At 40.6% G+C, this 19,829-nt stretch carries 19 protein-coding genes; 7 read left to right on the plus strand and 12 right to left on the minus strand.

All coding sequences use genetic code 11. The annotated features are described in order from the left end of the window. Positions 1 to 2 precede the first annotated feature (2 nt). The 4 genes from SORDD05_RS07270 to SORDD05_RS07285 form a co-directional block, all read right to left on the minus strand. A complete protein-coding gene (locus SORDD05_RS07270; RefSeq protein WP_061418440.1) occupies positions 3 to 818 on the minus strand; it encodes a PTS system mannose/fructose/sorbose family transporter subunit IID in 816 nt (271 codons plus the stop codon). Next, positions 815 to 1,612 carry a PTS mannose/fructose/sorbose/N-acetylgalactosamine transporter subunit IIC gene (locus SORDD05_RS07275; protein ID WP_061418443.1) on the minus strand — a complete coding sequence of 266 codons (798 nt, stop codon included), beginning with the start codon at positions 1,610 to 1,612 and terminating at the stop codon, positions 815 to 817. Before SORDD05_RS07275 ends, SORDD05_RS07270 begins: the two co-directional genes overlap by 4 nt. A gap of 61 nt (positions 1,613 to 1,673) precedes the next feature. Further along, positions 1,674 to 2,144: a PTS sugar transporter subunit IIB gene (locus SORDD05_RS07280; RefSeq protein ID WP_061418446.1), complete on the minus strand. Its 471-nt coding sequence runs from the start codon at positions 2,142 to 2,144 to the stop codon at positions 1,674 to 1,676. Positions 2,145 to 2,158: 14 nt separating this feature from the next. Beyond that, a complete protein-coding gene (locus SORDD05_RS07285) occupies positions 2,159 to 2,581 on the minus strand; it encodes a PTS sugar transporter subunit IIA (RefSeq protein ID WP_061418449.1) in 423 nt (140 codons plus the stop codon). Between the two features lie 232 nt (positions 2,582 to 2,813). Between SORDD05_RS07285 and SORDD05_RS07290 the strand changes: the two genes are divergently transcribed. Continuing rightward, positions 2,814 to 3,584, plus strand: coding sequence for a DeoR/GlpR family DNA-binding transcription regulator (locus tag SORDD05_RS07290; protein WP_061418452.1), 771 nt, complete (start codon positions 2,814 to 2,816; stop codon positions 3,582 to 3,584). Positions 3,585 to 3,604: 20 nt separating this feature from the next. Next, positions 3,605 to 4,720 (plus strand): radical SAM/SPASM domain-containing protein, encoded by a 1,116-nt coding sequence (locus SORDD05_RS07295; RefSeq protein WP_061418455.1) that lies wholly within the window; start codon positions 3,605 to 3,607, stop codon positions 4,718 to 4,720. Between the two features lie 137 nt (positions 4,721 to 4,857). On the opposite strand, the gene mutL is transcribed toward SORDD05_RS07295, so the two are convergent. After that, the gene (mutL, locus tag SORDD05_RS07300) at positions 4,858 to 6,807 is read right to left on the minus strand and encodes a DNA mismatch repair endonuclease MutL (RefSeq protein WP_061418458.1); all 1,950 of its coding nucleotides are present in this window, start codon (positions 6,805 to 6,807) and stop codon (positions 4,858 to 4,860) included. A 205-nt stretch (positions 6,808 to 7,012) separates the two neighbouring features. Between mutL and SORDD05_RS07305 the strand changes: the two genes are divergently transcribed. Both SORDD05_RS07305 and SORDD05_RS07310 read left to right on the plus strand, forming a co-directional pair. Then, on the plus strand, positions 7,013 to 7,453 hold the full coding sequence (locus tag SORDD05_RS07305; RefSeq protein WP_061418461.1) for a LytTR family DNA-binding domain-containing protein: 441 nt from the start codon (positions 7,013 to 7,015) through the stop codon (positions 7,451 to 7,453). Next, positions 7,450 to 7,908: a DUF3021 domain-containing protein gene (locus SORDD05_RS07310; RefSeq protein ID WP_061418464.1), complete on the plus strand. Its 459-nt coding sequence runs from the start codon at positions 7,450 to 7,452 to the stop codon at positions 7,906 to 7,908. Before SORDD05_RS07305 ends, SORDD05_RS07310 begins: the two co-directional genes overlap by 4 nt. Positions 7,909 to 7,950: 42 nt before the next feature. Here SORDD05_RS07310 and mutS read toward each other — a convergent pair whose 3' ends face one another. Together mutS and argR are read right to left on the minus strand one after the other, a co-directional pair. Further along, positions 7,951 to 10,485 carry a DNA mismatch repair protein MutS gene (gene mutS, locus SORDD05_RS07315; protein WP_061418467.1) on the minus strand — a complete coding sequence of 845 codons (2,535 nt, stop codon included), beginning with the start codon at positions 10,483 to 10,485 and terminating at the stop codon, positions 7,951 to 7,953. Between the two features lie 50 nt (positions 10,486 to 10,535). Then, positions 10,536 to 10,982, minus strand: coding sequence for an arginine repressor (gene argR / locus SORDD05_RS07320; protein WP_061418468.1), 447 nt, complete (start codon positions 10,980 to 10,982; stop codon positions 10,536 to 10,538). A gap of 147 nt (positions 10,983 to 11,129) precedes the next feature. Between argR and argS the strand changes: the two genes are divergently transcribed. From argS to SORDD05_RS07335, 3 genes are all read left to right on the plus strand, one after another. Then, on the plus strand, positions 11,130 to 12,818 hold the full coding sequence (argS, locus tag SORDD05_RS07325; RefSeq protein WP_061418471.1) for an arginine--tRNA ligase: 1,689 nt from the start codon (positions 11,130 to 11,132) through the stop codon (positions 12,816 to 12,818). 400 nt (positions 12,819 to 13,218) lie between these two features. Continuing rightward, a complete protein-coding gene (locus SORDD05_RS07330) occupies positions 13,219 to 13,464 on the plus strand; it encodes a hypothetical protein (RefSeq protein WP_000084853.1) in 246 nt (81 codons plus the stop codon). Positions 13,465 to 13,659: 195 nt separating this feature from the next. Further along, positions 13,660 to 14,922: an NRAMP family divalent metal transporter gene (locus SORDD05_RS07335; RefSeq protein WP_061418474.1), complete on the plus strand. Its 1,263-nt coding sequence runs from the start codon at positions 13,660 to 13,662 to the stop codon at positions 14,920 to 14,922. Between the two features lie 84 nt (positions 14,923 to 15,006). Here SORDD05_RS07335 and nrdI read toward each other — a convergent pair whose 3' ends face one another. The 5 genes from nrdI to SORDD05_RS07360 form a co-directional block, all read right to left on the minus strand. Beyond that, the gene (gene nrdI / locus SORDD05_RS07340; protein ID WP_061418477.1) at positions 15,007 to 15,477 is read right to left on the minus strand and encodes a class Ib ribonucleoside-diphosphate reductase assembly flavoprotein NrdI; all 471 of its coding nucleotides are present in this window, start codon (positions 15,475 to 15,477) and stop codon (positions 15,007 to 15,009) included. A 77-nt stretch (positions 15,478 to 15,554) separates the two neighbouring features. Then, a complete protein-coding gene (locus SORDD05_RS07345) occupies positions 15,555 to 16,094 on the minus strand; it encodes an ABC transporter permease (RefSeq protein ID WP_061418479.1) in 540 nt (179 codons plus the stop codon). A gap of 60 nt (positions 16,095 to 16,154) precedes the next feature. After that, complete coding sequence (locus SORDD05_RS07350; protein WP_061418482.1) at positions 16,155 to 17,441, minus strand: response regulator transcription factor; 1,287 nt, start codon at positions 17,439 to 17,441, stop codon at positions 16,155 to 16,157. Between the two features lie 12 nt (positions 17,442 to 17,453). After that, complete coding sequence (locus SORDD05_RS07355; protein ID WP_081102472.1) at positions 17,454 to 19,124, minus strand: sensor histidine kinase; 1,671 nt, start codon at positions 19,122 to 19,124, stop codon at positions 17,454 to 17,456. Beyond that, a complete protein-coding gene (locus tag SORDD05_RS07360; RefSeq protein ID WP_061418485.1) occupies positions 19,102 to 19,716 on the minus strand; it encodes a YesL family protein in 615 nt (204 codons plus the stop codon). The genes SORDD05_RS07355 and SORDD05_RS07360 overlap by 23 nt, the downstream gene beginning before the upstream one ends. Positions 19,717 to 19,829: the final 113 nt, after the last annotated feature.

A 19,829-nucleotide genomic window follows, 5' to 3' on the forward strand; every position in this document is an offset into this window, starting at 1 on the left:
GATTATACAATGATTCCAAAATAGGACAGCAGAATTGCCAAGCCAATGATAACAAAAATCATCGCGACAACGTGTTTGCCATTCCACTTCTTCATCAAATAAAGACAGAGCAATGTCAATAATAATGGTAACAAATTAGGCAGAACTTTGTCCAGCATTTCTTGAACTTTAATAGCGTCATCGCCTTTACCAAATTGTAAGCCTAGATTGAGTTTTACAGTTGAGGTGATGAGTGCTCCAGCTACCATTACCCCTAAAACATTGGCAGAGGTGGTAATCCGGTCAAGAATTTTCTTCCCATTTTCTGAAGTTAAAATGTCTTTTCCTTTTTGATAGCCTAAATGAATACCATAATATTTCAGAGGGAAGTACAGGGCATTGATCATCAAGAACATGAGGAATGGTCCGATAAAATTCCCCTGAACTGCAAAGGAAGCTCCGATACTTCCAGCGATTGGGAACCAAGTGAAGTTAAGCAGGCTATCGCCCAGCCCAGCTAGCGGTCCCATCAGACTGGTTTTCACTGCGATAACAGACTCTTTTTCATCTTCAGCTGTCGTTTCTTCCAAGGCTGTTGTCACACCAAGAATAAATGGAATGAGAACTGGGTGACTATTAAAGAACTCCAAGTGGCGTTTCTGCGCATTGATTCGTTCTTCCTCGCTTTTGTCTTTATACAAACGTGAAAGAACAGGTGTCAAGGCAAACAAAGTACTCAAACTCTGCATACGTTCGTAGTTATGAGAGAATTGAATCATTTGACAACGCCAAAACATTTTATTCAAATCTTTTTTTGTAATTTTGTTTTCGTTTGTCATAAATCAAACTCTCCTTCTCCATCTGCTACAACGACTGTTGCTTCCGTATCGTCTTCTTTTGTTTTTGTTTCACCACGATTCATCATGATGTCATACAGTGCAGCCGCAACCAAGGCAAAGATGGCGATACCGACTGTTGGAATTTGCAAGAATGTCGCTAAGGCAAAACCGAGAGTCAAGAAAATCCACATATTCTTCTTGAGCATCATGGAAAGCAACATCGCTAAACCAACTGCTGGAATTAGTTTAGAAGCTACCGTCAATCCAGTTAAAACAAATTTAGGAATAACACCTAAAACAGCTTCAACAGCTGGAGCCCCTAACCAAACTGCAATAAAGACCGGTACGGCTCTACTTAGGAAGAACAAAAGACCTCCTAAATACTGTAGTTTGTCAATCTTTCCAAACTCTCCTGATTGGACGATTTTATCTGCACTATGAACCAAAGAAACATTAGTTGTCATCATAATCATGCTTAGCTGCTGAACAAGAAGGGCTACTGGAATAGCAACCGCAACACCAGCTGCTTCACCGCCGCCAGATAAGATACCGATAGCAACACCAACGACAGCTCCTGAAATAACATCAGGTGGTTGATAAGCTCCAACATTGTTTGTTCCTAACCACATCAGCTCTAGAGTTCCAGCGATAATCAAGCCTTGGACAGGATCGCCCAGCAAGATACCGACTACAACACCAGCTAACAATGGTTTTCTAAAGCCGAGATGCGGACCAAATTGGTCAAGTGCACAAAGACCTGCCCAAACCGCCACAAGTAACGCTTTGAAAATCATATGATTTTCTCCTTTCTAATTTTTCTATTTTTTTGTAAAACTATCTAATTAATTTCTAGGACTAAATCAAGGTTCTGTAGTCAATTCGCGGATCTTTGGGCACCATTTGCACATTAATGTGAATCTCTTTATCCATCAAGTCTAAAAACGCTTGATGCTCTTCATCTGTCACAGAAATAGCTTTTTCTAGTCTTCTACGTCCGTCACGGAAACGCATTCCACCAGCATTAACTTCATTAATTTGCAATCCTTCATCTACCAAAAATTTAATATCAATCGGGTTGGTAAATAATAGCATGGTTCGTTTTTTGATATCACTTTTCTTCATAACTTCTGCAAATTGTTTGACTCCAAAAATCATTACTTTAACACCCGCAGGCACAGCGAAATTCGCAACACTGTGCTGAACTGGATCATTTTTAGCTTCATCATTAATAATTAAGATTTGTTCAATTTCATAATTACGAGTCCAAGTAGTTGCCACTTGACCATGAATCAAGCGGTCATCAATTCTAACAAGTTCTACTGCCATTTCTATGTCTCCTTCTATAAATCAAATGAATCTTCCTCAATAGGTTCGGAAGTTATTGTCTTATCAACAATTGACATTGTATTCGGTAATATATTTTTTATTACCTCTGCTGCCTCTAACAAGCGTAACTCCGAGTGCATAAACAATTCAATTAACAAGGGCAAATTAAAGCCTGTTACTATCAATACATTTCCATTAGTTTCTAAAAAACGATAGGATGCATTAAACGGAGTTCCACCAATAATATCTGTCAGGATAACCCATTCCTCATCTGCATATACGGACGTAACTGTCACAATTTCTTCATACATTGATTCTATCGTCGAATCCATTGTCACTGATAACGTATTAACACGATTTTGTGAACCTAAAATCATTTCTGCACTTTCTACCGCAGCTTTTGACATCGGTCCATGACTTATAATAAGATATCTCATCATTTCCCTCCTAAATTATATTTATGATATCGCTTACAATTCTAATTATAATCTTTTTTAATCATTTGTCAACACTTTTTGTTCTATTTTTGTTCATTTTTTGTTAATTATGTTATTTAATGTTAATTTTTGTTATTTTTTGACAAAATTATATGTTGATTTGTGCTTTTTGTTGAAAAAATGACATTTTGATGATATTATAAATTTAAAAGATAACAAGAAGGAATCTACTATGAAAAAAAATGAGCGAATAAAATTTATCCTAGATACAGTAAACGTTAAAGGCTATGTTTCAATTCAAGAACTTGCTCAACATCTCAATGTATCCAACATGACAATCCGACGCTATTTAACTGAACTAGAAGAAAAAGATGAATTAATAAAGGTTCATGGCGGAGCAGAAAGTAAATTAGTTCAAAATGAAAAATCACAATTCGAAAAACAATCCTTATACATGAACGAAAAAAAAGAAATCGCAGATATCGCTTCTCATTTTATTAAACCTGGCGAAACTATTTTTATCGGCTCTGGAACAACACTAGAACAATTAGCATATAAAATCGATGAAGAAGATATACGAGTTGTTACCAATAGCTGGCCTGTTTTCGTCATACTAAATCAAAAAAATTTTAAGGAATTAGTATTAGTAGGCGGAACATATCGTGAACGAACAGGTGCATTTGTCGGAAAAACAGCATTTAATTGTTTAGAATCAATGAATTTTACTAAAGCTTTCATCAGCTGTAATGCTATATATGGTACAAACATCTCAACATTCACTGAAAGTGCTGGGGATATACAAACTGCAGCCTTAAATAAAGCACAAGAAAAGTTTTTACTAGTAGATCATTCAAAGTTTAATAAAATCGATTTCTATCAATTTTACAATTTAGAAGATATTAACTATTTGATTACTGACCACAATATAGAAGAAAAAACAATTGCGAAATACTCTCAATTTGTTAAAATTTTATCATCTAAAACAATAGATTCTCTTTTTTAAATTTAAAGCAGGAAATACACATGAAAAAGATATCCGTACTAATCAAACCATCCTCATCTCTTTGTAATATTCGATGTAAATACTGTTTTTATGCTGACGTAACTTCATTACGAGAAGTTCGTTCCTATGGAAAAATGAAGCCCGAGACTACTGAAAAAATGATTGAACATTTATTTATAGATTTATCTGACGGAGATGAGTTGTCCATAGGATTCCAAGGAGGAGAGCCTACTTTAGCGGGATTATCTTATTTTAAGCATCTTATCACTTGCGTACAAAAACAGACAAAAAAAGTTTCTGTACATTATTCAATACAAACAAACGGAATTCTCATCAATAAAAAATGGTGTGAATTTCTCAAAGAAAATAATTTCTTAGTCGGTTTATCAATAGATGGAACACCCATTCTACATGATATGAGTCGACTTGACCCAAGAGGGAGAGGAACCTTCCAAAAAGTAATACAGACAAAACGTCTTTTTGATGATTATTCAATCGAATATAATGTGCTTTGTGTTTTAACGCAAGAATTAGCTCAACATGCAAAAGATATCTTTCTTTTTTTAAAACAAGAAAATATCCACTATGTCCAATTTATCCCTTGCTTAGATGAACTGAATCCAAGCGAAAAAAGTTCTTATGCACTTACTCCTCAGAAATTCTTTCAATTCTACCATGATATCTTACCTCTTTGGCTAACTGAATTAGCTAATGGACACTATATATCCATTAAATTATTTGATGATATTTTTAATTTAATTGTAAGAAAAGAAGTAAACGCTTGCGGACTTGTCGGAAATTGTAGTATTCAATATGTCATAGAAGGAGATGGAAGTGTCTATCCTTGCGATTTTTTCGCTTTGGATGAATACAGAATGGGCTTCATCCAAGAAATGGGATTGAAAGAACTCTTTTCTAGCAAAATTGCTAAACAATTTTTATATTCTCGTCCACTATCGAACATTCCTTCCAAATGTACATCCTGCCCTTTTCTAAACATATGTCGTGGTGGATGTAAGCGAATGAAAAATTCAATGTACGTTGATGAAAAAAATGATTTCTGTGGCTATCGATCTTTTTTAAATGAATTTATACCTAAAATAACTAACATAATGGCTTTGATAAATAATTATTAATCTATGCAAAAATGAGTAACTGCTATAATCTGTTCTCCAGAATAGTTCAGTCACTCATTTTTATGCTAAATTAAAATCCAATCTTTGTATATCTAATAATCTCAGCAAATCTTCTATTATCTCACTTCAAACATCGTTTAATATTTCCCCAACTCACGAAGGCTCGTATGATTTTCCTGAATACGTCGGAACATTTTTTCCATATCCGACTTGGTAAAATGCACCAAAACAGGACGTCCATGAGGACAGTTGTAGGGATTGTCACATTGAGAAAGTTGATAGAGAAGCTGTCTGGCTGAGTGGTCATCGATACGATGGTTGGCCTTGATAGACCGCTTGCAGGACATCATGATAGCTAGCTCTGCTCGATATTTTTTGATCGAAACTTCCTTGGTCAAGAGGAGCATGTCGCACATTTCATAGATGCCAGATTCGATTTCTTCTTCCGTCATCCAAATAGGATGTTCACGTAGGATAAATTGATTTTCTCCGTACTCTGCTAGAAAGACGCCCACTTCCTCTAAGAGAGGCATTCTTTCCCTGAGACGAAGGGCATCATCTGCAGGAAATTCAAAGATGTAAGGTACTAGGAGTTGTTGCTGGCTCTGATCAACATTGCCAATACTTTCACGATACTCCTCATACTTGACCCGTTCCTGGGCTGCATGTTGGTCTATGATATAGAGCCCATCTCGGCCCTGGGCAAAGAGATAGGTCCCATGCATTTGCCCGAAAAATTCCAACTCTGGGAAGCTTGAAGATTCTTCTCGCTCCAGCTTATCATAAGCCTTATCAAGACTAGCTAAGTCTAACTCTGGATGGTCTAGTTGGTCGTAGTTAGCAGGCTTTCTCTCTGCAAAATGGAGCTTTGCTGGCTTGGTCAGCTGGTCCAAGGTTTCCTTGGCAAACAGGGTCAAGTCCTGTCCTTCATCAGTCAATTCAACCTGATAATCAGCTACTTCAGCTTGACTAGGTTTTGAGAGTTCTGTTTTTTCATAGTAAAGCGTATTTTCTTTGAGTGGGAGAATGGTCTGCTCTACCTTTTGACGATTACGCACGGTAGATTTGGCAAGATTTTCCAAGGCATCAGGGATCAAGGCTTGCTCTTTAAGACTGTTGGAAATGGCCTCTGAAAGCAACGCCATTAGCTCTCTTTCCTTGGAAATCCGCACCTCTTGCTTGGTTGGATGCACATTGACATCAGCTAGATAGGGGTCAATATGGATATGAATGACAGCCAGTGGAAAACGCCCCACCATAAGCTTGCTACCATAACCATCAAGAATAGCACGGTTGAGCAAGAAGTTCTTGATATAACGCCCATTGATGAAGAGACTGATATAATTGCGGTTGGCTCGAGTCAACTCAGGCAAGGACACAAAACCTGTAATTTCGAAATCTAAGTCAGAATTCTCAATGGCAATCATCTTCTTAGCACTCGCCAAACCATAAATTCCTGCGATGGCTTGTCGCAGTTGGCCAGTCCCTGCTGTCCGCGTCATTTCCTTGCCATCACTGATTAAACTAAAAGAAATCTCGGGATGAGCCAATCCCAGACGGTTGACAATATCAATGATATGAGACAGCTCCGCTTGCTGGCTCTTCATATACTTGAGACGGGCAGGCGTGTTGAAAAAGAGATCCTCTACACAAACCTTGGTTCCCACAGGACTAGTCGCTGGGATGACTTCCTCAACTTCTCCCCCACGCGCAACGAGCTTGGTCCCATGACTCGCACCATCCACCGCCGTCAACAGAGTCAAGACACTGACAGAAGCGATAGAGGGCAGGGCTTCACCACGAAAACCAAGTGTCCGAATCCGAAAGAGGTCTGCTTGATTTTTTATCTTACTGGTCGCATGTCGACGCAAGGCCAATTCCACCTCATCATGGACAATTCCATGACCATTATCTGTGATTTGAATTTTCTTGAGACCGGCTTCTTCAATCTCAATGATAATCTGGCTCGAGCCAGCGTCAATGGCATTTTCTACCAACTCTTTGACCACACTAGCAGGACGTTCGATAACCTCCCCTGCTGCAATCTGGTTTGCCAGCACCTCTGGCAATTCAATAATATGAGACATCTTTCAGCCCCTTTCTGTATCTATTTTCCTAGAAATTGATTAGTGCTATTATACCATATTTCAGATAGGACCGAAAAGCTGCACCACATAGACATCAAATCCCTCCACATAGGCAAAAACTCTTGTCATGGGTCGTAAAATAGTGTTTAATATAGGTGTACAAGGAGTGATCGCAATTTTGTATAACTGAAAAGGAGGGAAGTTTATGAAAGTAGAACTACAGATTAAGGAGACATACAAGGAAGAAAAGCTGATTGTCCAAGCACCTAAATCAACCGAGAAAGTCCAGAAAGTCATCGAGTTCGCTGAAAATCTTGACCAAAAAGAAACAATCAAAGGAAAGATTGAAGATCAGGTCTATCTAGTTGAAATTGGCAAGATTCAGCGCTTCTATATAGAAAACCGAAAGGTTCTGGCAGAAACTGCATCCCAGACCTACAGCATTGATTTGCGGCTCTATCAAGTTCTTGAAATTCTGCCGACAACTTTTATCCAAATTTCCCAATCTGAAATCGTCAATATCGACTCCATCTCTCATCTCAAGCTCACGCCCAACGGTCTGATTGAAATTTTCTTAAAAAACGAAAGTTTCACCTACTCTTCACGCCGCTACCTAAAAACCATCAAGGAGAAATTAGAACTATGAAAAAACAAATCTTTCACGATGCAGCCGCTGGTGTACTTATCGGCCTCATCCTCTCTATCCTCTTTTCACTCATTTATGCCCCAAATACCTATGCCCCACTGAGTCCCGAGTCTCTCATAGGCCAAGCGATGGTTCAACATCAAGTTCATGGTGCCCTGGTCTTGCTCTACTGCACGATTATCTGGTCAGCTATCGGCGTTCTCTTTAGTTTTGGCAATCGCTTATTCAGCCGTGACTGGAGCTTGCTCCGTGCCACACTTTCCCATTTCTTCCTCATGCTGGCTGGCTTTGTTCCACTAGCAACCCTAGCAGGCTGGTTCCCCTTCCACTGGACCTTCTATCTCCAGCTCATTCCAGAGTTTGCGATCGTCTACCTCATCATCTGGGTTATTCTCTATAAAAGAGAAGCTAAAAAAGTAGACCACATCAATCAACTCTTGGCCCATAAAAAGTAATAGAGAGAAATCCCACTCACAAATGCATGAGTGGGATTCTTTTTATAATTTTTGTTTGAACTCGACTAAGACATTCATAGCCTGCATAGGTGTCATGTTGTAAATATCCAGTTTAGCTAATTCTGCTAGGATAGGATGTTCTTCAGGCGCATCAAAGAGTGACATCTGTTCTGTGACAGCACTTGTTTGTCTCATCGGAGCTGGGCTTTCTTGCCCCTGACTCTCCAGTTGCGTTAAAATCTTATCCGCTCTTGCTAAAAGTTCTGCTGGTAAGCCAGCAATCTTAGCAACATGGATACCGTAGGATTTGTCAGCAGGTCCTGGTTCGATCTTGTGAAGGAAGGTGACTTGTCCATCCTGTTCTAAGGTTGCCACGTGGACATTAACCAAGTGTTCCAAGCTATACTCCAGACTGGTCAACTCATGATAGTGGGTCGCAAAGAGGGTCTTGGCTCCGATATGTTCATGAATGTATTCGATGATGGACTGGGCAAGAGCCATCCCGTCATAAGTCGCAGTTCCCCGTCCTAACTCATCAAAGAGAATCAAGGAATCCTTGGTCGCATGCGAAATAGCATTGTTGGCCTCCATCATCTCCACCATGAAGGTTGATTGGCCTGAAACCAAATCATCGGCTGCTCCGATACGGGTAAAGATGGCATCAAAAATCGGCAAATGGGCGCTTTCTGCCGGCACATAAGAACCCAGCTGGGCCATAACCGCAGTCATGGCTAGCTGGCGCATGTAGGTAGACTTCCCACTCATGTTTGGCCCTGTGATTAGCTGAATACTGATATCTTCTGTCATCTGAATGGTATTAGGAATGTAGGTCTGAGCTCCCATGACCTTTTCGACGACAGCATGGCGCCCTTTCTGGATATCGATTTGTGAATCGTCTCCGAACTCCGGTCGGATCAAATGCTGGGCTTCAGCCACAACTGCGAGACTTTGCAAGACATCAACCGTTGCAATTCCTTGGGCTAGAGCCTGCAAACGCTGGATGTACTTGCTGATTTCCTCACGGATGCGCATAAAGATTTCATATTCTAGGTTGGCTGACTTCTCACGCGCCTCCAGCATATCTCCCTCGATACGAGCTAATTCTTCGGTACCAAAGCGTTCTGAGTTTTTCAACGTTGCCTTGCGGAAAAAGTGGGCAGGCACATTCCCCAGTTGCGAATTGGTCACATGGAAATAGTAACCATCCTTCTTATTGTAGTCAATCTTAAGCGTGCTGATGCCAGACTTTTCTCTCTCCTTGGCCTCAATCTCAGCAATCCAACTGGTCCCTTCTCTGAGCACTCGGCGGTATTTATCCAAGGTCTCATCAAATCCCGTACGGATAATGCCGCCTTCCGTAATCACATGAGGAGCTTCAGGAGCAATCGCTGCGCTAATCAAATTCTCCAACTCAGGGATTCCATCCAATTGTTCGATAAGATAGGCCAGAGCAGGTTGCTCCATTGCCTCTAAAATCGCTCGAATCCGTGGCACACTGGATAAGGTGGTCGCCAACTGCAAGAGATCCTTGGGATTGGTCTTACCAAAGGAAACTCGACTAGCCAAACGTTCGATGTCATAAACGCCTTTGAGACTGTCTGTCAAATCACTGCGCTCAAAGAAGTGGTCAAGAAAGACCTGCACCACCTCTTGACGTTGGATGATTCGCTCCTTATCAATCAAGGGACGATGAATCCAAGAGCGCAAAAGGCGCATGCCCATAGCTGTTTTGGTTTCATCCAAAAGCCAGAAAAGACTGCCCTGTTTCTTGCCTGAACGGGCATTCTCAACCAAATCCAGACTAGCCTTTGTCGCATAGTCCATCTGTAAGAAATCTTTAATTTCATAGCGGATAACTGGTTTGAGATGGTTCAATTCCCGCATCTGGGTCCGATGAATATACTGGAGGAGCTTACTAGCTGCCGCTTGCTCCACAGCGGGCAAACGTGGATCCAGTAAATGGACATCCTCAAAGCCTTCCTTTTCATAGGAAAGTACCAGATTCATCTGACGGCTGAGGATTTGTTCTTCTTCCTCAGACAAGGCATAACCCAGTACCACTTCTCGCGCCTTGAGATTACGGATTTCCCCACAAACGAGGGTAAAGTCCAATAGACCCGTCACATAAAAATCACCCGTCACCAGATCCATATAAGCTAGACCAAATTGATTGCCGTCACGATCTAGAGCAACCAGAAAGTTGTTCTGACTATCCGGCTTACTGCTATCGACGACCGTTCCAGGTGTGATGACCTGAACCACCTCGCGCTTAACCACTCCAACTGCTTGCTTGGGATCTTCCATCTGCTCGGCAATGGCAACTTTATAGCCCTGCTCAATCAGAACATCGATATACTGTTGGGCAGAATGATAAGGAACTCCCGCCATAGGAATCGGATTTTCTGCATTTTTATTACGACTGGTCAGTGAAATCTCTAAAATCTGCGCCGCATTGACCGCATCTTCATAAAATAGCTCATAAAAATCACCCATCCGAAAGAGCAAAAAAGCATCTGGATATTGCTGTTTAATATCCACATACTGCTGCATACCAGGTGATAGTTTTTCTGTCGTCATATTGGCTCTCTCCTTGTCAAAAATAAGGCTTGGGAACAAGTCCCAAAACCCTATTCATCCTTCATCAAATCTAGCAAACGCTCTTCCATGAGCTTGGCAACATGCTGGTCTCGACAAATAACCAGTAAGGTATTGGCACCAGCAACCGTCCCTAAAATCGCCTCGTCCTTATTTTCATCAACAATATTTGCTAAGACAGCTGCTTCTCCCAACTTGGTATGAAGTACCAAAGTAAACTCTGCTCTCGCAACCCCTTCTAGATGATGCGACAAAAACTCTACCAAATCAATCTTTTCTGTTTCATTCGCTAGCACATAATATACCATACCATTTTTCTTAACCTTGATCAAGCCGATCTCGCGCAGGTCGCGAGACAAGGTCGTTTGCGTCACAAAGACATTCCGAACTTCTAGGCGATCTTGGATATCCTTTTGTGTAGCTAGTTTTTCCTCAGTGATCATCTTTTTAATCAATTGGTGCCGTTCTTTTTTTCTCATATCAACCTCTTACATGAATATTTATAACCGATTTCGGGTTTATTTTTAGATATAATTATACCAAAAAAACTGAATAATTCAAAAAAATCTTTCTTCTTTCACTAAATTTATGATAAAATAGAATAAAAGTCCAAAAGGAGCCTACTTATGAGCACAAAAAAACTGATTGCTAGTGAATTGGCTAGCGTCATCGATAGCCTAGATCAAGAGGCTATTTTAAATTTACTAGAACAACCAAAAAACTCTGACATGGGAGATATCGCTTTCCCTGCTTTCTCACTTGCAAAAGTCGAACGCAAGGCACCTCAAATGATTGCTGCTGAAATCGCTGAAAAAATCAACAGCCAAGCCTTTGAAAAAGTTGTTGCAACTGGCCCTTACGTCAACTTCTTCCTTGATAAATCTGCCATTTCTGGAGCAGTTATCAAAGAGATCATCGAAAAAGGATCTGACTACGCTCAACAAACGGAAGGCAAAGAGCAAAATATCACGATTGACCTATCAAGTCCAAACATCGCAAAACCTTTCTCAGTAGGTCACTTACGTTCAACTGTTATCGGAGATGCTCTTTCTAATATCTTTAAGAAAATGGGCTACAACACTATTAAAATCAACCACCTTGGAGACTGGGGTAAACAGTTTGGTCTTCTCATGGTTGCTTATAAAAAATGGGGAAGTAAGGAAGCCGTAGAAGCTAATCCAATTGACGAATTGTTAAAATTGTACGTTCGCATCAATGCTGAAATCGAAAATGATCCAGCTCTTGATGATGAAGGACGTCGCTGGTTTAAAAAATTGGAAGATGGCGATCCAGAAGCAACTCAACTTTGGCAATGGTTCCGTGATGAAAGTTTGGTTGAGTTCAACCGTATCTACAAACTGTTGAACGTTGAATTTGACAGCTTAAACGGGGAAGCCTTCTACAACGATAAGATGGATGAGGCCGTGCAAATCCTTGAAGAAAAAGGTTTGCTAGAAGAGTCACGCGGAGCTAGCATTGTCAACCTCGATGATGTTGAACTTCCACCCGCTATGATTAAGAAATCTGACGGTGCAACCCTCTACATCACACGTGACATTGCGACAGCTATCTACCGTGCACGTACTTACAATTTTGTTAAAAATGTCTACGCAGTTGGTCAAGAGCAGTCTAACCACTTTAAACAGTTAAAAGCCGTCTTGAAAAAAATGGGATTTGACTGGAGCGATGATATGATTCACGTAGACTTCGGTTTGGTAACCAAGAACCGTCAAAAGCTCTCTACTCGTAAAGGAAATATTATCCTGCTCGAACCTACTCTTCAAGAAGCTATCAGCCGTGCTAAAGCACAAATCGAAGCGAAAAATCCTGACCTCGAAAACAAGGAACAGGTTGCCCAAGCTGTCGGAGTGGGAGCTGTTAAATTCTACGACCTCAAAACGGACCGCAGAAATGGTTACGACTTTGACCTCGAAGCTATGGTTTCCTTTGAAGGAGAAACTGGTCCATACATCCAATACGCTTACGCTCGTATTCAGTCTCTACTTAGAAAAGCAGACTTCCAACCAAATGCTCAAGCAAATTACAGTCTAAATGATGCTGAAAGCTGGGAAATTATCAAACTTCTCCAAGACTTTGCCCGTGTCATCAAACGCGCATCTGTTAACTATGATCCATCGCTCATTGCCAAGTATGCAATCAGCTTGGCTCAAGCCTTCAATAAATACTATGCCCACACTCGTATCCTGGATGAAAGCCCAGAGCGCGACAGCCGTTTAGCCCTCAGCTACGCAACAGCTGTTGTTCTCAAAGAAGCCCTTCGTTTGCTTGGAGTAGAAGCACCAGAGAAGATGTGATTCAGTACTAACAATTGGAACTAAAGTTCCTAATTGTTAGACGCTAGCCACTTAGTATGCGGACTAGCTAACTGCTTCACTAGTCATGACCCCTAAATATAATCGATTTAGAGGCCATGACGTCGTAACCAGTACGAATTGCCTAAACGCTTTACTAATTCACCAAACCAAATAAAATCGATTTGATTTGGTTCATGTCGTAATCTTTAAATCACTTAATTGCAAAGCAATCTAAGTAACTAACACCAAATCCTATACGGACTTTTCAGTTAAAGGTCAAGACCGTCTTGTTTTATCTGTCGGATACCTGTTCCGCTAGTCTAATCACTTAGTTGAAAAGCGAAAATTTCTTTCGCTTTTCTTATACCATCAACTTTTTTATCAAACCAGGAGAGATTTTATGAGCCAGTATGCTTATATCTTAGTTCTTATCAGTCTTGTCGTTCTTTTTCTCATCAATAAATACGAAAAAGAAAAACTTCAACAACTCCTTCAGGAACAGCTTCTGAAGGACGAAGCTTTCAAAACAGACATACGCGAAAGGATCCAAACAACGGAAAATATCAATGATGTGATTGACTACATCAATAAAGGTTATCGTTTGGGACTCCTGCTTTCTAAGGAAATCACTGAGCAACTGAAATAAGGGAATCCGAGAAGCTTTTTTCTCGGATTTTTTACTCCCATCAATACCATTTCCTTGTGATAATCATATCTTTCATATGATTTTTCTGAAATTTTCTAAATTTTTCAAAAATTATCTTGCATTTTTCATAAGTTTCTTGTAGAATAGTAGCTACCTATTCAGATTATTCTGAAAATTCAAAAACGGGAGGTTTTTATGTCACAAGTTACTTCATCACACCAGTCTACCTGGACAAGCAAGCTAAAAGCAATGGGACCCGGGATCCTAATGGCTTCCGCTGCAGTCGGAGGTTCTCACATCGTATCCTCCACTCAAGCCGGTGGTTCTTATGGATGGTCGCTGCTTCTCTTGGTCATCTTAGCCAATGTTTTTAAATATCCATTTTTCCGTTTTGGTGCTGAATACACAGCAGACACTGGAAAGACCTTGGTCGAAGGTTATGCCGAAAAAGGAAAACTCTATCTCTGGATTTTCTTTATTCTCAATGTCTTTTCTGCCTTGGTCAATACTGCTGGTGTTGCCATCCTTTGCTCAGCCATCATTGCTAGCGCCTTTCCAATGATTGGTCTTAGCATCACTCAATGGTCCCTTATCCTTGTTGCGGTCATTTGGGCTATGTTGCTCTTTGGGGGCTACAAACTATTGGACGGTATGGCCAAATGGATCATGTCTGCCTTGACTATTGCAACTGTTCTTGCCGTCATCATTGCTGCCGTTAAGCACCCAGAATACAGCTCTGATTTTATCGAGAAAACACCTTGGCAAATGGCGGCGCTCCCTTTCATCGTTTCCCTCTTAGGATGGATGCCTGCCCCTATTGAAATTTCAGCCATCAACTCACTCTGGTCAGCCGAAAAGAAAAAAACCGTTAACTTTAATACAGCGGACGCCCTTTTCGACTTTAACGTTGGCTACATTGGAACGGCTATCCTCGCTGTATTCTTTGTGGCACTCGGAGCACTCATTCAGTATCCTACAGGGCAAGCGGTTGAAGCCGCTTCGGCCAAATACATCTCGCAATTTGTGGGCATGTACGCCTCTGTCCTTGGTGAATGGTCTCGTTATTTGATTACCTTCATCGCTTTCCTCTGCATCTTTGGGACAGTCATCACCGTTATCGATGGCTATTCACGTGTCAATCAGGCCTCCCTTCAACTCTTGGCAAATCAAAAAGAGGATAATCGTAAATCTTTGAACATCTGGATGACCATCACAGCTATCATTGGTATCGTCATCATCAAGTTCTTTGCCGGTCAAGTTTCAACCATGCTCCGCTTTGCCATGATTGGATCTTTTCTTACAACACCATTCTTTGCCCTTTTGAACTATGTCTTGGTCACAGGTGAAAATAAAAATCTTCCTTCTTGGTTGAAACTCCTCGCCATTGCAGGATTGATCTTCCTCTTTGGATTTGCCATCTTCTTTATCTATGCACTTGCCATCGGAAAAGCAGGTTAGTTCACAAAGCAGCACCCTCGTCTGGGTGCTTTTTTCTGCATTCAAAAGGCAGTTGAGAAAATCCAACTGCCTACTTGAACGATTCTAACTTTCTGAACCCAATCCATATAAGTCCGCGATAATCGTTGCGACTTTTTTAATATCTCCCAGCATACCACGCATTTCAAAGTCTGCTAGGACCGGGAAGCCAAAGCGCTGGCTATACTGCTTGGCTGTCAGGCAGTATTGATTGTTAAAATTGCGATTACCAGATCCCACTACCCCAAAACACTTACTAGCATTGTCTCCATAGGCGATAAAGTCGCCCACTGGAGTCGTAAGAATCTCAACATCGCCGTTATCGACACCATTTCCACCTTCCAGATAGGTCGGCAAGAAAGCGACATAGGGATGCTCCATTTCAAAGAATTCTTGGCCTTCCTTGACCAAATCCTTGATATGAATCTTTTGGACCTCAATCCCTTCGTACTGAGACAAGAGATAGTCCTTAAGTCGAGTTACAAAACTCTCTGTATTCCCGCTCAAACTGATATACACTAAGGATATTTTTTTCATGTTAACCTCGATTTTTATGTTTACGATATAAAAAGAACTAACAAGATTGTAACTTGATAGTTCCCTTTTGTCAACTCTTATGCGAGCTCTTCTGTTTCGACTTCCTCAGACAAATCTTTTTGTTGACGCCACATCTTGTAAAAGACAATGGCAAGGAAGAGGACATTGATAACAACAAATAAAATCGTTGTTCCCTTTCCAAGGACTTCTGTCCCTAGTCGCAAAGTTTCATCACGGATAGCTTGTACAGCATCTTGCATACCCATGTAAGTATAAATCGAACCAACAATGGCAAGCAAAACATAAGCAATGTAAGCATAATTTGCATATTGCAAATGATTACGAACCAAGAGCACAATACCTGCGACTACCAAAATCGCAGATAAAATAATCAAAACGATGTTAACAGTCGAATGCGATAATTCAGCTGTCTTATGTAGATAATTAATCGTATCCTCCAGCTGCTGAGCGCTAATGCCTTGTACTTGTGCTTGTGCTTGACTGGCACCTAGTGCTTCTTTACTAGGTACTGGACTTAGTATTCCAAACAAAGACATAGCTGAAATCAATGCTGATAGGACTAATAAAACCCAAAGATAAATAGGTTTCTTTTTCATAATTTTTCCTCCTTAAGGTATTTTGGACATTATAGCATTTTTTGCACGTAAATACAAGCTTTACAGGGAACTTTCGACTTGTTTGCGGTAAGCTTTTGGTGATTTTCCGCACAATTTACGGAAAACCTTGTAGAAATATCCAACATTGCTGTAACCAACAGCATAGCAAACATCTTCAATACTATCATTGGTTGAAAGCAAGAGCTGTTGCGCTGCCTTAATCCGCTGTTTGTTGAGCAATTCCGCAAAGGTTGAGTTGGTTTCTCTTTTGATTAGCTGACCGAGGTAGACAGGATTGATAAAGAGATCCTTGCTGATATCCTTAAGCGAAAGCTCTTTCTGGTAATCACGCCCGATGACTTCAAGAACACTCACCACATTTTCATTCATGCGGTACTGGCCAAAAAACTTAGTCAAGGTTTCTTTGATGTAGGCAACCAATTCTTTAAAGGAGTTAATAGCATGGATGGCTTTGACAATCTCAGTCATATCATCCGCTTTTAGATGCTCAAACAAGTGGAAGACATCCATGACAAACTGAGTAAAGAGTTGTTTGGTGATAGCCACGCGCGGTGTGTTCTTTAAGACAACCTTCTCCAGTAGGGTCAATTCTTCAATGATTTGATTGATATTTCCTTGGATAATCACGCGATAAATCGGTTCGTAATAAGCAAATAAACTCTCGGATTTTTCTAGATTAACTGAACCGTAGAAGAGGGCTTTTTCTGCATTGATCTTCCATTTTTCAAAGGCTTGTTGGTAGGGTGCTTCAAAAGGCGTTACTACGATTCCATCTAGTGGCTGATCAGAGATAAAAATCTGCCAGTCTTGACCTAAAACATAGTAAGGAATAGTGAAAGATCCTTGTTTTTCCTTTGAAAGGCCTATCCACCAGCTGTCTTTACCCGCTAAGAAGTTGATAAAGCCCTCTTCATCCAATTCTTGGCTGAGAGTTTGGCTTTGCTCCATCTTTTCCTGAAGCTGTCTCGCAATTTTTTCTAATAGATGACTCAACTCCACCTTATCCACTGGCTTCACTAGATAATCCACGACACTTAGGTTCATTGCTTTCTTGACATAGTCAAACTCCTGATAGCCAGACAGCAAGATATAGTAGGTATCTGGAAGCAGCTCCTTCATCTCCTTGATCATCTCCAGTCCTGTCTTATCTGGCATATTGACATCGGAAATGATCACATCTACTGGATTTTCCTTGACATAATCTAAAGCATCATCTGCGTGATTAGCTGTTGCGACGACTTGCATATCCCATTTTTCAAAGGGGATTAATCGCTTGAGCCCCTCTGTCACCATATACTCGTCGTCTACTAATAAAACTTTATACATTTCCCTTCCTTTCTATTCATTTTGAATAGTAATACGGTAACGAACACCTTCTTGCTCAGCTGACTCTACACTGATTTGGTAGCGATCCCCAAAATAGAGGACAAAGCGTTCGTGTACATTGACTATTCCAATTGATTGTCGCTCTCCGCTATAGCTTGCCTCGTGCTCAAAACTTCTCTGAGTTAGTTTTTCTTGCAAGCTAGCCAGTTTCTCAGCAGTCATCCCGCGACCATTGTCTACCACTAGGATTTCAACAAAACCTTGGCCCTTCAAAACCTTGATACTGATCACATTGTCTGTTCGGCGGTGGTCAATACCGTGGGCAAAGTAGTTTTCTACCAATGGTTGGAGTGTAAACTTGGGAATCTTCATATTTTCTAATTCTGGCGCGATCTTAAAGCCATAGGCAACTGACTTTGGATAACGCACCATACAGAGATAGCTGTATTTGCGACAAAATTCTAATTCTTGCTTCAGCGTCGTTTCCCGCTCGTTGGAGATATTATTGCGTAGTAAACTACTAAATTCATAGATAATATCCGCCAGTTCATCTTGGCTTTCCATGACGGCATACATGCGCAGAAACTCTAAGGTATTGTACATAAAGTGAGGATTGATTTGAGCTTGCAGGGCTCGCATATTGGCATCTTTTTGACTGAGCTCTAGCTGATAGATATCGTGGATATTTTTTTCCAGGCGATCCAACATATCATTGGTGGTTTCTGCGATGAGGAGCAATTCCTGGTCTTTTTCAGAAGTATCGATCCGAAGTCCCTCTTCTCCTTGAGCAATCACCTCGATAGAATCTACTAAATCTACGACCTGCCTTTGGTAATTGGAGAAGGTCTGCCTCAAAGTGGTATATAAGATAATGATAAAGAGAACACTTAGTCCAATAATGACAGCAGAACTGGTCAAAGTGCCCTTAAGGACAAAATCCTTAGGAACTGCTGATTGGACTTGATAGCCATGTGATGTCAAACCAACAATCCAATTTTCCCGTTCAGCTACTACATTTTCCCCTATATGAAACAATTCAGTATCAAAAGGGGAGGTGATCGTCACGGCCACAGGAATCAGACCGCGAGTATTATCAATTGCTTGGTAAAGTACATCCTGCGATAAAGAAATGTAGATAACACCTAGAGACTGATCGGAGTTAGGATCAAGTACTGGTATGGCAAAACTATTGGCTGCTGGTTTGAAATCCTCAGCAAGAATTTTCTCCCCACTACGTTTCTCTCTAGTAGAAACGTAGACTTCCTTGTAGTCTTGCAAAACAATTGCAACACCTGTCACAAAGTCATTTCTTACATACAAATCATCAATGTTTTCATACAAGGATACTGAGACATAGGGAGACGCTTTACGTTGCAACAGCCAGTAAAAATAATCCGATGTACTCAGACTAAAATACTTGTAAATCCCTTCAATCCGTGCTCGATTTTCAACCAGTTCCTGCGCTAGCTGAGTCGACTCCCTGTGGTAATATTCAATCTCACTCACTGTTCGAGTCGTTACACGTTGAGCTACTCGCTGGGCTTCTTTTTCACGGGAACTCCAGTCAGCATAGGAGAGCATGACCGCAAAACTTGCAATGATGACAATCATCACCAAGGTATAGATGCGCAAGAGCGAGTGGAGCCAGAACGGCTTCATTTTATTTTGTCGCCAATTTTTCATGGATACTTTCATATACAGGTTCCAACATATCACTGATAAAGAAATGCCACATCCCAATTCCTACGAAGGAAAGCAAGGCGGGCATATAGTAACCAATTCCTATAAGCATAACCGTACCAAATAAAACCTTGGCAATTGCCGGCAAATTCATAAAAATCCCGATAAGAGCGAGTTTTACAGTATTTCGATAAGAGAGCTCATAGTGAACTTGGAGTTTCAATGAAACGGTATAAGCCAAAAAAACAAAGGCAACAACAAGGATATTGAGAAAGGTTGCCAAGAGATGGAAGATAGTCTGATGGGGCAATTGAACCAAAAGGTACAAACCATAGACTAAGACTAGATCTACAAGTACAAAACTATAGAAAGCTAAGTTGCTCTTGACAAAGTTACTCTTATACAATTCCCAAGCTTCTTTCAAACTATAAGCTCGATAAGTATAACCGTGCTCCGCATATAAACTCATAAGAGTTGCACTAGCTGGTGCCAAACCAAAGACCACACCTCCTGCTAGTGTCAATAACCAGAAAAAAGCCGTCGCAATCATTCCTAAAAAGAAACGATTAAAGACGAATTCTAGAAACTTTCCCATGATATCCTCCTTAAAACAACTATGTAACTATTATATCATATTTCAAACGTTTTCAAAAACATAGAGCTCCCATTTACAATACTCTAAAAGCGTGATACAATTGATTTTGACAG

Origin of the sequence: Streptococcus oralis, from assembly GCF_001578705.1 — a bacterium.
Taxonomy (GTDB): domain Bacteria; phylum Bacillota; class Bacilli; order Lactobacillales; family Streptococcaceae; genus Streptococcus; species Streptococcus oralis_J.

Excerpts from the sequence above, each read along its gene's own strand:
- SORDD05_RS07270 (WP_061418440.1), bottom strand. The coding sequence starts at position 818 with ATGACAAACGAAAACAAAATTACAAAAAAAGATTTGAATAAAATGTTT.
- SORDD05_RS07275 (WP_061418443.1), bottom strand. The coding sequence starts at position 1,612 with ATGATTTTCAAAGCGTTACTTGTGGCGGTTTGGGCAGGTCTTTGTGCA.
- SORDD05_RS07280 (WP_061418446.1), bottom strand. The coding sequence starts at position 2,144 with ATGGCAGTAGAACTTGTTAGAATTGATGACCGCTTGATTCATGGTCAA.
- SORDD05_RS07285 (WP_061418449.1), bottom strand. The coding sequence starts at position 2,581 with ATGAGATATCTTATTATAAGTCATGGACCGATGTCAAAAGCTGCGGTA.
- SORDD05_RS07290 (WP_061418452.1), top strand. The coding sequence starts at position 2,814 with ATGAAAAAAAATGAGCGAATAAAATTTATCCTAGATACAGTAAACGTT.
- SORDD05_RS07295 (WP_061418455.1), top strand. The coding sequence starts at position 3,605 with ATGAAAAAGATATCCGTACTAATCAAACCATCCTCATCTCTTTGTAAT.
- mutL (WP_061418458.1), bottom strand. The coding sequence starts at position 6,807 with ATGTCTCATATTATTGAATTGCCAGAGGTGCTGGCAAACCAGATTGCA.
- SORDD05_RS07305 (WP_061418461.1), top strand. The coding sequence starts at position 7,013 with ATGAAAGTAGAACTACAGATTAAGGAGACATACAAGGAAGAAAAGCTG.
- SORDD05_RS07310 (WP_061418464.1), top strand. The coding sequence starts at position 7,450 with ATGAAAAAACAAATCTTTCACGATGCAGCCGCTGGTGTACTTATCGGC.
- mutS (WP_061418467.1), bottom strand. The coding sequence starts at position 10,485 with ATGACGACAGAAAAACTATCACCTGGTATGCAGCAGTATGTGGATATT.
- argR (WP_061418468.1), bottom strand. The coding sequence starts at position 10,982 with ATGAGAAAAAAAGAACGGCACCAATTGATTAAAAAGATGATCACTGAG.
- argS (WP_061418471.1), top strand. The coding sequence starts at position 11,130 with ATGAGCACAAAAAAACTGATTGCTAGTGAATTGGCTAGCGTCATCGAT.
- SORDD05_RS07330 (WP_000084853.1), top strand. The coding sequence starts at position 13,219 with ATGAGCCAGTATGCTTATATCTTAGTTCTTATCAGTCTTGTCGTTCTT.
- SORDD05_RS07335 (WP_061418474.1), top strand. The coding sequence starts at position 13,660 with ATGTCACAAGTTACTTCATCACACCAGTCTACCTGGACAAGCAAGCTA.
- nrdI (WP_061418477.1), bottom strand. The coding sequence starts at position 15,477 with ATGAAAAAAATATCCTTAGTGTATATCAGTTTGAGCGGGAATACAGAG.
- SORDD05_RS07345 (WP_061418479.1), bottom strand. The coding sequence starts at position 16,094 with ATGAAAAAGAAACCTATTTATCTTTGGGTTTTATTAGTCCTATCAGCA.
- SORDD05_RS07350 (WP_061418482.1), bottom strand. The coding sequence starts at position 17,441 with ATGTATAAAGTTTTATTAGTAGACGACGAGTATATGGTGACAGAGGGG.
- SORDD05_RS07355 (WP_081102472.1), bottom strand. The coding sequence starts at position 19,124 with ATGAAAAATTGGCGACAAAATAAAATGAAGCCGTTCTGGCTCCACTCG.
- SORDD05_RS07360 (WP_061418485.1), bottom strand. The coding sequence starts at position 19,716 with ATGGGAAAGTTTCTAGAATTCGTCTTTAATCGTTTCTTTTTAGGAATG.